Annotated in this window: 12 protein-coding genes; 8 read left to right on the top strand and 4 right to left on the bottom strand. The window is 66.5% G+C overall.

Annotation, left to right across the window (positions count from 1 at the left end; genetic code table 11):
* Positions 1-60 precede the first annotated feature (60 nt).
* The gene (locus IEW24_RS16465) at positions 61-810 is read right to left on the bottom strand and encodes an SDR family NAD(P)-dependent oxidoreductase (RefSeq protein ID WP_188580538.1); all 750 of its coding nucleotides are present in this window, start codon (positions 808-810) and stop codon (positions 61-63) included.
* Positions 811-917: 107 nt separating this feature from the next.
* On the opposite strand from IEW24_RS16465, the gene IEW24_RS16460 reads away from it, so the two are divergent.
* The 3 genes from IEW24_RS16460 (at position 918) to IEW24_RS16450 (ending at position 4,729) form a co-directional block, all read left to right on the top strand.
* The gene (locus tag IEW24_RS16460) at positions 918-1,805 is read left to right on the top strand and encodes a LysR substrate-binding domain-containing protein (protein WP_188580536.1); all 888 of its coding nucleotides are present in this window, start codon (positions 918-920) and stop codon (positions 1,803-1,805) included.
* A 144-nt stretch (positions 1,806-1,949) separates the two neighbouring features.
* Entirely contained in the window at positions 1,950-3,446 is a 1,497-nt protein-coding gene (locus IEW24_RS16455) for an amidase (RefSeq protein WP_188580534.1), read from the top strand.
* A gap of 41 nt (positions 3,447-3,487) precedes the next feature.
* Positions 3,488-4,729: an NAD(P)/FAD-dependent oxidoreductase gene (locus IEW24_RS16450; protein WP_188580680.1), complete on the top strand. Its 1,242-nt coding sequence runs from the start codon at positions 3,488-3,490 to the stop codon at positions 4,727-4,729.
* Between the two features lie 98 nt (positions 4,730-4,827).
* Here the strand turns inward: IEW24_RS16450 and IEW24_RS16445 are convergent, their stop codons facing one another.
* The 3 genes from IEW24_RS16445 to IEW24_RS16435 all read right to left on the bottom strand — a co-directional run bounded on the left by IEW24_RS16445 (position 4,828) and on the right by IEW24_RS16435 (position 8,173).
* The gene (locus IEW24_RS16445; protein ID WP_188580532.1) at positions 4,828-6,156 is read right to left on the bottom strand and encodes an aspartate aminotransferase family protein; all 1,329 of its coding nucleotides are present in this window, start codon (positions 6,154-6,156) and stop codon (positions 4,828-4,830) included.
* 49 nt (positions 6,157-6,205) lie between these two features.
* Entirely contained in the window at positions 6,206-7,198 is a 993-nt protein-coding gene (locus IEW24_RS16440) for a phosphotransferase enzyme family protein (protein ID WP_188580530.1), read from the bottom strand.
* Between the two features lie 81 nt (positions 7,199-7,279).
* Positions 7,280-8,173, bottom strand: a complete 894-nt coding sequence (locus tag IEW24_RS16435) for a proline iminopeptidase-family hydrolase (protein WP_188580528.1) — start codon at positions 8,171-8,173, stop codon at positions 7,280-7,282.
* 246 nt (positions 8,174-8,419) lie between these two features.
* On the opposite strand from IEW24_RS16435, the gene IEW24_RS16430 reads away from it, so the two are divergent.
* From IEW24_RS16430 to IEW24_RS16410, 5 genes are read left to right on the top strand one after another with little or no spacing between them, the layout of a single operon-like run.
* Complete coding sequence (locus IEW24_RS16430; RefSeq protein WP_188580526.1) at positions 8,420-9,190, top strand: IclR family transcriptional regulator; 771 nt, start codon at positions 8,420-8,422, stop codon at positions 9,188-9,190.
* Entirely contained in the window at positions 9,190-10,077 is an 888-nt protein-coding gene (locus IEW24_RS16425; protein WP_188580524.1) for an ABC transporter permease, read from the top strand. Before IEW24_RS16430 ends, IEW24_RS16425 begins: the two co-directional genes overlap by 1 nt.
* A 9-nt stretch (positions 10,078-10,086) precedes the next feature.
* A complete protein-coding gene (locus IEW24_RS16420; protein WP_188580522.1) occupies positions 10,087-10,884 on the top strand; it encodes an ABC transporter permease in 798 nt (265 codons plus the stop codon).
* Positions 10,885-10,918: 34 nt separating this feature from the next.
* Positions 10,919-11,980 carry an ABC transporter substrate-binding protein gene (locus tag IEW24_RS16415; protein WP_188580520.1) on the top strand — a complete coding sequence of 354 codons (1,062 nt, stop codon included), beginning with the start codon at positions 10,919-10,921 and terminating at the stop codon, positions 11,978-11,980.
* Positions 11,977-13,041: an ABC transporter ATP-binding protein gene (locus tag IEW24_RS16410; protein WP_188580518.1), complete on the top strand. Its 1,065-nt coding sequence runs from the start codon at positions 11,977-11,979 to the stop codon at positions 13,039-13,041. Before IEW24_RS16415 ends, IEW24_RS16410 begins: the two co-directional genes overlap by 4 nt.

Genomic DNA, 13,041 nt, shown 5'->3' with positions numbered 1-13,041 from the left:
GAAGGCCGCGCGCCGCACCCGTGGGGCTGAGCCGAACGGATAGGCTCAGTGCACGCCCGCTCAGTGAATGAGCATGCCGCCGTTCACGTCGATGACGGCGCCGGTGACGTAGGCAGACAGATCCGAGGCCAGGAACAGGAAGATGTTCGCCACGTCCTGCGGTACGCCGAGCCGATTGAGCGGGATGTTCTCGAGGATCTTCACCCGGCTCTCGTCGGAGATCTTGCCGGCATTGATGTCGGTCTGGATCAGGCCAGGCGTCACGCAGTTCACGCGGATGCCGTCATTGCCCAGTTCGCGGGCCATGGCCTTGGCGAGGCCGAGCACGCCGGCCTTGGCGGCGGAATAGTGCGCACCGCCGAGAATGCCGCCGCCGCGCTGGGCGGAGACGGAGGACATGCAGGCGATGGCGCCCGCCTTGCGCTCACGCATGTGCGGCATCACCGCCTGCGAGAGATAGAGCACGCCGCGCAGGTTCACGTCCTGGATGCGGTCCCAGCTCTCCGGATCGATGTCCCAAACCTTGATGGCCTGGGTGATACCGGCATTGTTGATGAGAATGTCGATGCGGCCGGTGATCTTGAGCACCTCGCCGATGGCGCGGGCGCAATCGGCCTTGTCCGTCACGTCGCAGGCGATGCCGATGTGGTCGGGGCCGAGTTCGGCGGCCGCCTTCTGGGCGCCTGCGCCGTCCAGATCGAGGATGGCCACCCGGGCGCCCTGCGCCGCGAAGGTCTTGGCGGTGGCGAAGCCGATGCCGCGGGCACCCGCCGCGCCGGAGATGACAGCAATCTTATCCTTGAGCAGCACGCGTCGTCCTCCGTTACGCTTTTTGATTGCCGGCATATTGCTTCCTCTGCGGAGGCACGAAAAACGCAAAAATTGCTCCAATCGGTGAATCGTGTTCACCTATCGGGATGATCGGTCTCCCGCTTGGCGCGTTACGCGCCTTTGAAGCCGCCGCCCGCACCGGCTCGTTCCGCAGCGCTGCGGAAGAGCTGGGTATTTCGCCCAGCGCGGTCAGTCATGCGGTGCGTAAGCTGGAGGACCTGATCGGTGCCTCGCTATTCGAGCGCGAGGGGCGCACGGTGCGCCTCAACCCTGGCGGCGATGCCCTTTATCGCAGCGTATCCAGCGCCTTCGACGAGGTGCGTCACGGGCTGGAACGGGTGAGCGGGCGCTCCGGCAATCTGCTGCGACTTCATTGCGCACCCAGCATGGCCGCCCAATGGCTGATGCCCCGCCTGCGCCGCCTCATTCAGGAACATCCGGGCCTGGAGGTACGGCTCTCCGCGAGCACCGACTACGCCCGTTTCCTGAATGATGAATTCGATGCGGACATCTGTTACGGCCCGCCCCGTCAGGAGGGGCTGATCGTTCTGCCGCTGGGTGAGGAGGTGGTGCAGCCCATGTGCGCGCCGGAGCTGGCGGCCACCATCCGCACCCCAGCCGACCTCTATGAGCACGATCTGATCGAGAGCGAACACAAGCGGCTGCGCTGGAACGCCTGGTTTCTCGCCAACCACATGACACCGCCGAGCCCACGTGGCAGCCGCTTCGACCGCAGTTTCATGGCCATCGCGGCCGCCGTGGACGGGCTGGGCGTGACGCTGGAATCCACCCGCCTGGCCGAGCGGGAGCTGGCGGACGGCCGCCTTGTGGCGCCACTGGCCGGTATCGCGCGGGACGTCACTTATGTGGGCCACTATTTCGTCTTCCCGCCCAAGGCGCGCCCGCGCCGGGCGTTGCGCACCTTCGCCGACTGGCTAGCGCAGGAACTGCAACTGGAACGCCTGCGCCTTTGACGGACCTTCAAGCAGCGAAGGCCGGTTCAACCACAGATTTAACAACCCACCTCTACTCCATTCACGCCCTGAATACTTGCGGGATGGCGGGATGTCCTTATCCTCCTGAGTCCTTCCAAGGCCCCTTTCTGGATGGCTCCCTCCATGACCGCTCCCTGCGACCTCAGTGCCGTTGACCTGCGCCGCCTGATCGCCACCAAAGCCCTGTCGCCCGTGGAGCTTCTGGACTCCTGTCTCGCCCGCATCGACGCCATCGACCCGGCCGTCAACGCCATGGTCGCCCTCGACATCGAGGGCGCACGCGCGGCAGCGAAGGAAGCGGAGGCGCAGGTGATGCGCGGCGAGCCCTTGCCGCCGCTGCATGGCATCCCCGTAGCCGTCAAGGACACGCACGAGACCAAGGGCCTGCGCACCACCCACGGCAGCCCCATCTTTGCCGACCACGTGCCGACGGAAGACGCCGCCTGCATCGCCCGCCTGCGGGCGGCCGGGGGCATCATCTTCGGCAAGACCAACACGCCGGAATGGGCCGCGGGCGCCAATACCCGCAATCCCGTCTATGGCGTCACCGGCAATCCGTTCGATCCGTCCAAGTCTTCCGCCGGCTCTTCCGGCGGTTCGGCCGTCGCTTTGGCTTGCGGCATGGCGCCGCTCGCCTCGGGCTCGGACATGGGCGGCAGCCTGCGCAACCCCGCCGGCTACAGCGGCATCGTCGGTATGCGCCCTTCCTATGGGCTCGTGGCGAGCCACAAGCGTGCCTTCGGCTGGTCGAACCTCTCCACTGACGGCCCCATGGCCCGCACCGTCGCCGATACCGCGCTCATGCTGTCGGTGATGGCGAGCGACGACGAGCTCGATCCGCTCGCCTACACCCTGCCCGGCGAGCCTGTGCGCGGCCGGCCCGAGCGCTGGAGCGAGCTGGCTCCGGCGGATCTGAAGTCCTTGCGCCTTGGTTTCACGGAAGATTTCGGCTTCGCACCCACGGAACAGCACATCCGCCGGGTGTTCCGCGACCGGGTGGAGGCCATCGCACCGCTCTTCGCCAGCGCCGAAACCGGCAGCCCGGATTGCACGGGTGCCGATGACGCCTTCGCTGTGCTGCGCGCCTCCAACTTCCTCGCCAGTCATGGGACGAATTATCGGGAGCGGCCCCATATGCTCGGGCCGCATGTGCGCGCCAATATCGAGGAAGGGCTGAAGTATAGCCTCGCCGACTATGCCCGCGCGGCCAGCACGCAGACCGCTATCTATCGGGCTTACCAGAGCTTTTTCGAGACCCACGACGTTCTCGTCAGCCCGACGCTCACGCTCAGCCCCCGCCCATGGTCCGAGTCCTATGCGGCAGAGATCGATGGCGAACCCACCAAGTCCTACTTCCACTGGCTCGCCCTCGCCTATGCGGTGACGCTGGCCGGCCATCCGGCCCTCAGCCTGCCGCTGGGGCTGGACGAGGCCGGCCTGCCCTTTGGCCTACAGATCATTGGCCCGCGCGGCGGCGATGCCATCGTGCTCAAGGTGGCGTTGGCGCTGGAAACTGCCTTTGCCGGCGATGCCCGGCTCAGCCGCCCCCTTCCCGATCTTGACCGGCTGGCGAAGGCTTCGCCGATCAACGAAGCGCCCGATTTCATGAAGTGGGCGTGAGGCTTGGCCTAAGGCGGAGCGATACGATGAGAGCTGAGACGGTGAGCAGCGCGATTGTCCTTGGCGCCGGCATGGCGGGCGTGGGGGTGGCGCTGCACCTGCGGCAAGCGGGTTGGGATGTGGTTCTGGTGGATCGCCAGCCGCCCGGCCGCGCCACCAGCTATGGCAATGCCGGCATCATCCAGAGCGAGGCAGTGGAGCCCTATGCCATGCCGCGGGGGCTCGATGACATGTGGGGCGTGGTCACGGGCCGCACCAACGGCATCCGCATCGACTGGTCCGCTTTGCCCGCCCATGTGCCCGCGCTTTTGCGCTACTGGTGGCATTCCGCGCCCGTTCGTCACCGGCAGATCGCGCGGACATGGTCTGGAATCATCGGGCAAGCCGCTGCCGCGCATCAGCATTTTCTCAATGACACCAACGCGGCCGGGCTGGTGCGCAAGGAAGGCTTCCGGGTCTTCTTCCGCAGCGCCGCCGCCATGGATGCGGCCTTCACGGACGCCGAGCGCATCCACCGCACCTATGGCGTGCCCTATGCCGCCCTTGATTCCAAGGCTCTGGCGGCGGCGGAGCCGGGGCTTGCCAACACCGGCGCAGGTGCCGTGCACTGGCAGGGAGCCTGGACGGTGCGGGATCCCGGCGCGCTGGTGGAAGCCTATGGCGATCTCCTGCTGCGCTCCGGCGGCAGCGTCGCCATCGGCTCGGCCGAGACACTGAAAGCCTTACCCGGCAAGGGCTGGCGGGTGGAAACCGCGAATGGCCCGGTGGAGGCCGCCCATGTGGTGGTGGCGCTGGGGCCGTGGTCGCCGGAGCTGCTGCGGCGGTTCGGCTATGACTTCCCCATGGTGCGCAAGCGCGGCCACCACCGGCATTATGACGGCACCGGCCTCGATCTTCCCCTTATGGATGAAGCCTTTGGCTATGTGCTCGCGCCCATGGCCAAGGGCCTGCGCATCACCACCGGGGCCGAGCTGAGCCATGCGGATGCGCCACCTTCCGAGGTGCAGATCGGCCGGGCGGAAGACGCCGCACGCACCCTGCTGAACCTCGGCAAGGGGGTGGAGCCGGAGCCCTGGCTGGGGGTGCGCCCCTGCATGCCGGACATGCTGCCGGTGATAGGCGAAGCCCCGCGCCACAAACGGTTGTGGCTGCATTTCGGCCATGGACATCAAGGCTTTACCCTCGGCCCTGCGACCGGACAGATGCTGGCCACGATGATGCGGGGCGAGGCGCCCTCCGTCGATCCAGCGCCCTTCCGGCCGGAGCGGTGGACCGGGGGCTAGAGCATGTCCGGCTTTGGTTGCTTCGCAATCCAAGCCGAAAGACATTCTCTATCAATGAGTTGGAGTGTTTCTGTGTTTCCATGAAACACGGAAACGCTCTAGGGGAGAAGCCCTTCCAGCACATCCACGAAGCGATCCGCCTCCTCCACCGTCAGGCACAAAGGCGGGCGGAGCTTCAGGACATGGCCGAGGCGGCCGGCGGCACCGATCAGAATATGCTTGTGGCGTAAGGCGTTAATGAGGGTGCTCGCGCCCTCGGGATCAGGCAGGCCGGTGTCCGGAGCCACCACGTCCACGCCCAGATAGAGCCCTGCCCCGCGCACGGCGCCCAGCGCCGGGGCGCGGGTGGCGAGGTCTTCCAGACGCCCCTTCAGATGGCGGCCGACGTGATCGGCATTGGCCATCAGCCCCTCTTCGGCAATCACCTCCAGCACCGCGCGGGCCGCGGCCACGGCCACGGGATTGCCTGCGAACGTGTTGAAATATCCGAATTTTTCCGAGAACCGAGCCAGCAGCTCCGGGCGCACCGCCACCCCGCCCATGGCCATGCCATTGGCCATGGGCTTGCCCATGGTGACGATGTCGGGCGTGATGCCATGGCGGGCAAAGCCCCAGAACCGGGTGCCGGTACGGCCGAAGCCCGGTTGGACTTCATCAGCAATCACAAGCCCTTGGGCACGATGCACGGCATCGGCCGCGCCAGCCAGTAGCCCCACGGGATCGGCAAAGACGCCGTCGCTGGAGAAGATGCTGTCCACCAGCAGACAGGACAGCTTGTGCCCGCGCGCCTCCAGCGCCGCGATGGCCCCCTCCACCGCCGCAGTGAACCCCGCCGCCACGTCCGGCCCATAGTAGGTGGGATCAGGCGGGGCAACGGTTTGCACGTGATCCGGAGGGGCGCCCACCTTGTAGGCCGAGGGCGAAACCTCGGTCACAGCGGAGGTATTGCCGTGGTAGGCGGCGGAGGTGACGACGACCCCCTTGCCGCCAGTGGCGATGCCGGCGATCCTGAGCGCCAGATCATTGGCTTCGCTGCCGGTGCAGGTCAGGGCCAGATGGCCGAGGGACGGCGGCAGGGTGGCACACAGGCGCTCGGCATAATCATCAAGGCTGTCAAAGAGATAGCGGGTATGGACATTGAGCAGTGCCACCTGCTTCTGCACCGCTTCCACCACCTTGGGGTGGCAGTGCCCGACCGATGGCACATTGTTGTACAGATCGAGAAAGCGTTCCCCGTCAACGGTCTGGATGGTGGCGCCGCGCGCGGACACCACATGCAGAGGCTGGCGATAGAACACCACCGAGCCCGGCCCGAAGGCGGCGGTGCGGCGGGAGATCAGCCCTTCCAGGGTACCGCCGAGAGCGGCGGCGTCCGCATCCGGGCGGAAGGCGTTGAGGGCGAGGATCTGTTGTGTCCCACTGGTCATGGTGTACGCCGCTCCCCGCGTCGAAAATGCCTGTGATGCCAAGGACCTGTCAGCCGAACCGGGCGAGGAAGCGCTCCGCCAGCACCAGTGTGCCATCGGTATAGGCTGTCCCCATCATATGTGCCGTCGGTGTCTCATAATGTGACGCAATCCAGGCGGTGAGCAGGATGCGACGGAGCATGACAAACACCTGCAATCGCTCGACATCTTCTGCGGACAGGGGCGCGATGGCACGATAGCCCTCCACCCACGCGTCCTGAAGCTCCGGCAGGTAGGGCTCGTGCTCGATGAAGCTGATGGCGGCGGCGAAGTCATAGAGAAACCACGAGAAACCGCAGTCGTCGAAGTCGATCAGTGCGAGTTTTGTGCCATCGACCAGCAGGTTCGCGAGACGTAAATCGGCGTGTACGAGCCCGAAGTTCCCCGCATGTTCACACATGGTGGCACATTGGCGTTCCAAAAGGTCCACGGCGCGCTGAAGATGGGCCCGCCCGGCCGCATCCAGCCCCAGCCCGGCCCGCCAGTCGCCCCACAGGGGACGACCGCCCAGCATGCTGGCGAAATTCCATCGCTTGCGGGTGAACCAATCGGGCCGCTGCCAGCTCCGCGCATGGGCATGGAGCGTGGCGTGGATGCCGCCGAGCTGCCGGAACCAGCCCGCCAGTTCCGCGTCCGCCGCCGGCTCAGCGCCGGGCACGAACTCGAAGGCCACCACGTGGCGAAGCGTGCCGGCATCGTCCAGATCGCCAATCAGGCTGCCGTCGCGCAGCGGCACCGGGCGCGGGGTCGTCACCACTTCGCCGGCGCGCAGGGCGGAAATCCAGGCCAGCTCGGAGCCGATCTCCACGCGACTGTGATAGCCGGGGCGATGGACGCGGAAGACGAGATCCCCCTGCCCCGTGCTGGTTGCCCTGAAGGTGGCATTCTCGGAAATGGTGAGGAGGCTCAGTTCCGTCTCCGGCGCGAGTCCCCAGCGCGGCAGGGCCGCCTTGAGGCCGGCTTCCGTGCGGGCCAGAAAACCATCGTCATACACGCCGCTCATCCTCTGCCATCCGCCGCCGCGCGAACGCGCTGTCTGTCTTGCATCATCCGGGCCAGACGCAACAGGCCCCCCTGCCCGTCCTCAGGCCGCGCGATGGCGGGTGAGGAAGGACAGCAGCACCCGATCGAACGCCTCCGGCTCCTCATAGAAGGGCATGTGGCTGGAGTGCGCGAACAGATGCAGCTCGGCCTGCGGTAGGCGCTCCGCCATGCGGGTGGCGCAGGCGGGCGTCTGCTCGTCATGGGCGCCCACCGTAATAAGCGCTGGAACATGAAGGGACGGCAGGTCGTCGAGCCGCGTCCAGTCCTTCAGATTGCCGATATAGAGGAATTCGTTCGGCCCCTGCATCGCCTTGTAGGGCGCCATGTTCCAGTCGCCCAGAGAGCGCAGCACGGGCGCCGGCCAGTCTCCTTCCAGCCGCAGCACATGGCGATAATTGAGCAGGGTGATGGCGGCCTGATATTCGGGATGGGTAAAGCGCCCGGCAGCCTCGTGCGCGGCCATCATGGCCACCGCCTCCGGGCCGAGTGCGGCGCGCAGGCGGTGCAGCTCGCTCATGAGATGCGGAAGATCGGCGGCAGTGTTCTGCAACAGCAGTGTGCGCACGTTCTGCGGGTGGGTCAGCGCATATTCGATGGCAAGCCACCCGCCCCAGGAATGGCCGGTGAGATGCACCCGGCCGAGCCCCAGCGCCGCGCGCACCGCCTCCACCTCCGCCACATAGCGGGTGATGGACCATAGCGCCGGATCCTCCGGCCGGTCGGACGCCCCGCAGCCCAGCTGATCGAAGGCCACCACCCTGAACCCGTGCTCAGCAAGGAAGGAGAGGGCCTCGCGGAAATAATCGCAGGGCAGGCCGGGGCCGCCGTTCAGGCAGAGCAGCACATCGGGACCGCTGCCGAACTCATAGGCCACCACCGCATGGCCGCCCACGTCCACCCGGATTTCCCGATCCGCCCGCCGATCCTGCCACATGCACCCTCGCTTCTGTCTTGCCCGGCTGAGCCAAGCACAAGAGACGGCTCATGAAAAAGCCTTTCGAGCGCCTGCCCACATGCGCTGCCGCCCGGGCGCACGCCCCAGCAGATGTTGCACCGCCCCAATATTAGGCAGATGCGCAAATGCATCGCAAAGCATCATTTCACATTGACGACCCCATCGACCGGCATCAAAATTGGAACATGGTTCCTTATTTTGGAACTTGAGGAGGTTCTGACTTCCATGAGCGCCCTTGGCACCGCCGTCGATGTCCTGCGCTGCTTCTCCGAGGCCCGGCCCGAGCTGAGCTTCGCCGAGGTGATGGCGGCGACCGGCCTGCCGAAAAGCTCCACGTCCCGCATGCTGCGCGCCTTGAAGGAGGCACAGCTGCTGGAGCAGGACGAGGTGACGCGCCGCTACCGTCCCGGCCTCCTCACCTTCGAGCTGGGCCGCCTCTATCGCGCCCATGATGATCTGATCGGCCGCGCCGAAAAGGAGCTGAAGGAGGTGTGCGCCCGCACCGGCCACACCGGCTACATCGCCATGCTGGACGGCTGCGACCAGATGGTGCTGCGCATGGTGCCGGGCTCCAACCCGCTGCGCGTGATGAGCCCGCCCGGCCAGCGCGGCTCCGCCATCGCCACCTCGAATGGCCGCGCCATGCTGGCCCGCCTGTCGGATGCGGAAATCCTCTCGCGCCTGCCGGACACCTTCCCCACCCTGCCGCCCAACTCGCCGCACTCCCCGACCGAGCTGCTGGCGCGGGTGGGTGAGATCCGCCGCTCCGGCCAGTCGCTGTCGGAGAACGAGTCCATAGACGGCGTGGCCTCGCAGGGTTTTGCGCTCTGCGCGCGGGAGACCGGAGAGATGATCGGCGTCGCCGTCTCCTATTCCAGCCAGGCGACGGCGCAGGAGGAGCGGGACCATGTGGCGCGGGAACTGGAAGCCATGGCCCGCACGGTGGGCCGCATGATCGGCGATGCGGTCTGGGGCCGCGCTCTGGAGGTCGCTTGATGAGCCGCGCATCAGCCCGATTGGGTGCCCCCCGACTTGGCGCCAATGTGATGGGCCTCGCGCTGCTGCCAAGCGCGCTGTTCTTCGCCCTGTTCTTCTTCCTGCCCATCGGCCTCATGGCGGTGATGAGCTTCCTCACCGGCAATCCGGTGGTGATGCCCAACGTCGTCGCCACCACGCGCCATTATGAGCGCATTCTGGACGATCCCTATTATTTCGAGGTGATGTGGACCACGGTGCGCATCGGCCTCTACACCACGGTCGCCGCGCTGCTGCTGGGCTATCCCCTTGCCCATCTCATGGCGCGGGTGAAGAGCCGCTCACTTCATGCCCTGCTGCTGATGGCGGTGCTGATGCCCATGCTCACCGGCATCGTGGTGCGCACCTTCGCCTGGATGGCCATCCTCTCGGACAAGGGCGTCGCCAACCAGATCCTGCAGGCGCTGGGATTTGCGCCCATGCAGCTCATGTATAACGAGTTCGGCATCGTGCTCGGCCTCGTGCACATCTATCTGCCCTTCATGATCCTGACGCTCACCGGCGTCATCGGCCGCATCGACGAGCGGCTGGAGCAGGCGGCGCAGAACCTCGGGGCAAGCCCGCTCAAGGCCTTCTGCGAGGTGACGCTGCCCTTGAGCGTGCCCGGCATCCTCGCCGGCTCGCTGCTGGTGTTCGCGCTGGCCATCAGCGCCTATGTGACGCCGATCCTGATGGGCGGGTTCCAGATCATGACCCTGCCGATCCTGATCTACCAGCAGATTTCCGCCAACTTCAACATCGGCTTCGCCGCCGCGCTGGGCATGGTGCTGCTGGTGCTCTCCATGGTGCTCGTGCTCGCCTACAACCACATTCTCGCGGCCGTCAGCGGCCAGCGCGACCTTGCCTGAGGCCCGGCCATGCTCTCCCTGAAAGTCGGCCGCTTCCTCTATCTCGCCGTCAACTGGGCGGTGCTGGCCTTCCTGCTGCTGCCCATCCTCATCATCTTCGTCTTCGCGCTGAACCCCACGCCCTATATCGAATTCCCGCCCGTGGGCGTGACGCTGAAGTGGTTCGACAAGTTCTTCGCCTCGCCGCAGTTCATGTCGGCGCTGCTGCTGAGCCTTGAGGTGGCCGCCCTCACCACCATCGCGGCCACCGTGCTTGGCGCCAGCGCCGCGCTCGGCATCGCCCGCGGAAACGTGCCGGGGTCGCGGCTGATCACCGCCATCATGCTCTCGCCGCTCATGCTGCCGGCCATCCTCACCGGCCTCGCTCTGTTCCAGACCTATGTGCTGATGGACGTGGGCCGCCCGCTCTGGGGCCTCGTGGTGGGCCATTGCCTCGTGACCGTGCCCTATGTGGTGCGCACCACGCTGGCGGTGCTGCACAATTTCGACCTCAGGCTGGAAGAGGCTGCGCGCAATCTCGGCGCCAGCCCGCAGCGCACCTTCTTCGAGGTCACGCTGCCGCTCATCAAGCCCGGCGTCATCGCCGGCGGCATCTTCGCCTTCATCGTGTCGTTCGACCAGTTCCCGGTGTCCCTGTTCCTCGTCTCGCCGGGCCAGGAAACCCTGCCCATCACCCTGTTCAACTATCTGAAATACGACCTCGACGGCACCATCGGCGCCGCCTCGGTCGTCTCCATCCTGCTTGCTGCGCTCGTGGTCATCGGCCTCGATCGCACGGTGGGCCTCCGCTCCTACGTCAAGCTTTAGAAAACAACATACCTTCCAGCAGGAACCTTCAGCCATGACCGAGCACAGGACGTCCCTCAGCCGCCGCCAGTTCATCGCCGCCGGTGCCGCCCTCACGGCGGGCGCCATCGCCGCCCCGCATGTCTCGCGGGCGCAGGAAGCAGCAACGCTCCGCATCACCGGCTGGGGCGGAAAATGGGGCCAGGTGATGGGCGCCGAAGTGGTGCCGGCGTTCGAGAAGGAGTTCAAGTGCAAGGTCGTCACCGATACGGCCCTGCCCTTCCTGCCCAAGCTACAGGCCAGCCCGCGTTCCGCGCCCATCTATGACGTGCTGCACACCAATTCCAACGAGCAGTGGGCGGCGGTGGAGATGGGCCTCGTTGAGCCCAAGATCGACGCCAAGCTGGTGCCCAACATCGCCGACGTCTACCCCTATGCGGTCAGCGACAAGATCGTCGGCGTGTCGATCTTCACCAGCGCCATCGGGCTGGGCATGCGCACCGACAAGGACTATCCCACGCCGACCTCGTGGAAAGACCTGTGGGACGCGCGCTACAATGGCGTGCGCGGCGGCTATGTGATCCCGGTCAACAGCCTCGGCCAGGCCTTCGTACCGCTCTGCGGCATGCTCTACGGCAAGGGCCCCACCGACCTCGACGCCGCTTATGCGGCGCTGGAAAAGATCAAGCCGATCAAGCTCGTGGACTTCACCGGCGCGATGGAGAAGATGCTGCTCTCCGGCGAAGTCGGCATGTGCGTGCTGCACGATAGCGGCGTCAACCGCTATTATGACGACAAGCCCCCGACCGCCTTCGTGGCGCCCAAGGAAGGCGTGCTGTCCCTTGAGCAGGTGCTCACCATCACCCCCGGCAGCAAGGTGAAGGAACTGGCCAACGCCTACGTCAATTACATGCTCTCGCCCGACGTGCAGAAGAAGATGGCGCAGGCGGTGTGGTACTCGCCCTCCAACAAGACGGTGAAGCTGGACGAGCCCTATGCCTCGCGCCTGCTGACCACGCCGGAGAAGGTGGCGAGCCTGATCCAGGTGGACTGGAAGTGGTACAACGCCCACAAGGACGCCATCGACACCCGCGTGAACCGGATCTTCCGCGGATGAGCGCGCGCATCGAGATCGTCGGCGTCTCCAAGAGCTATGACGGCGCCGCGCGCGCCGTCGACGACATCCACATGACCATCGAGCCGGGAGAGTTCTTCTCCCTGCTCGGCCCCTCCGGCTGCGGCAAGACCACCACGCTGCGCATGATCGCCGGCTTCGAGATGCCGAGCGAGGGCATCATCCGCGTGGGCGGACAGGACATCACCCGCGTGCCGGCGCACAAGCGCGACATGGGCATGGTGTTCCAGAACTATGCGCTGTTCCCCCACCGCACGGTGCGCGAGAACGTCGCCTTCGGCCTGCGCATGCGCAAGATGCCCCGCGCCGCCATCGCGAAGAAGGTGGACGAGGCGCTGGCCATGGTGGCGCTGACCGGCTTCGAGGACCGCATGCCGGGCCAGCTCTCCGGCGGCCAGCAGCAGCGCGTGGCGCTCGCCCGCGCCATCGTCATCGAACCGCGCGTGCTGCTGTGCGACGAGCCGCTCGGCGCGCTCGACAAGAAGCTGCGGCAGTCCATGCAGTTCGAGCTGAAGCAGCTGCAGAAGACGCTCGGCGTCACCCTCGTGTTCGTGACCCACGATCAGGAGGAGGCGCTCGCCATGTCCGACCGCATCGCCGTGCTCTCGCGCGGCAAGGTGGAGCAGGTGGGCACGCCGACCGAGATCTACGATCGCCCCGCCACCCGCTTCGTGGCCGACTTCATCGGCGAGACCAATCTGTTCCGCGGCGAACTGGTGGGCACGGACGGCGCCCCTGCCCTGCGCGTGGATGGCCACCTCACCCTCGCCTTGCCCGCCGCTGACGGCCTGTCCGGCGCCATCTCCGTGGGCCTGCGACCCGAGAAGGTGCGCCTCACCCCCGGCGGTGCAGGCGCGCAGGCGCAGGGCACGGTGGAGAGCGCCAATTTTCAGGGCGGCCATGTGCTCTACCGCATCGCGCTCGCCGGCAACCGCCACGTGCTGGCCCAGAGCCCCAATGACGGCAGCGGCGCGCCGCTGGCCGCCGGTACCCCCGTTTCCCTCGGCTGGACCCCGGCCGATCTCGTCATCCTGAAGGACTGA

This window comes from Azorhizobium oxalatiphilum (assembly GCF_014635325.1).
Classification (GTDB): Bacteria; Pseudomonadota; Alphaproteobacteria; order Rhizobiales; family Xanthobacteraceae; genus Azorhizobium; species Azorhizobium oxalatiphilum.
This window is presented reverse-complemented; position numbering and strand designations above follow the sequence as displayed.

Coding starts and splice junctions, on each gene's coding strand:
- IEW24_RS16410 (WP_188580518.1), top strand. CDS start 11,977: ATGAGCGCGCGCATCGAGATCGTCGGCGTCTCCAAGAGCTATGACGGC.
- IEW24_RS16415 (WP_188580520.1), top strand. CDS start 10,919: ATGACCGAGCACAGGACGTCCCTCAGCCGCCGCCAGTTCATCGCCGCC.
- IEW24_RS16455 (WP_188580534.1), top strand. CDS start 1,950: ATGACCGCTCCCTGCGACCTCAGTGCCGTTGACCTGCGCCGCCTGATC.
- IEW24_RS16435 (WP_188580528.1), bottom strand. CDS start 8,173: ATGTGGCAGGATCGGCGGGCGGATCGGGAAATCCGGGTGGACGTGGGC.
- IEW24_RS16420 (WP_188580522.1), top strand. CDS start 10,087: ATGCTCTCCCTGAAAGTCGGCCGCTTCCTCTATCTCGCCGTCAACTGG.
- IEW24_RS16460 (WP_188580536.1), top strand. CDS start 918: ATGATCGGTCTCCCGCTTGGCGCGTTACGCGCCTTTGAAGCCGCCGCC.
- IEW24_RS16445 (WP_188580532.1), bottom strand. CDS start 6,156: ATGACCAGTGGGACACAACAGATCCTCGCCCTCAACGCCTTCCGCCCG.
- IEW24_RS16425 (WP_188580524.1), top strand. CDS start 9,190: ATGAGCCGCGCATCAGCCCGATTGGGTGCCCCCCGACTTGGCGCCAAT.
- IEW24_RS16430 (WP_188580526.1), top strand. CDS start 8,420: ATGAGCGCCCTTGGCACCGCCGTCGATGTCCTGCGCTGCTTCTCCGAG.
- IEW24_RS16440 (WP_188580530.1), bottom strand. CDS start 7,198: ATGAGCGGCGTGTATGACGATGGTTTTCTGGCCCGCACGGAAGCCGGC.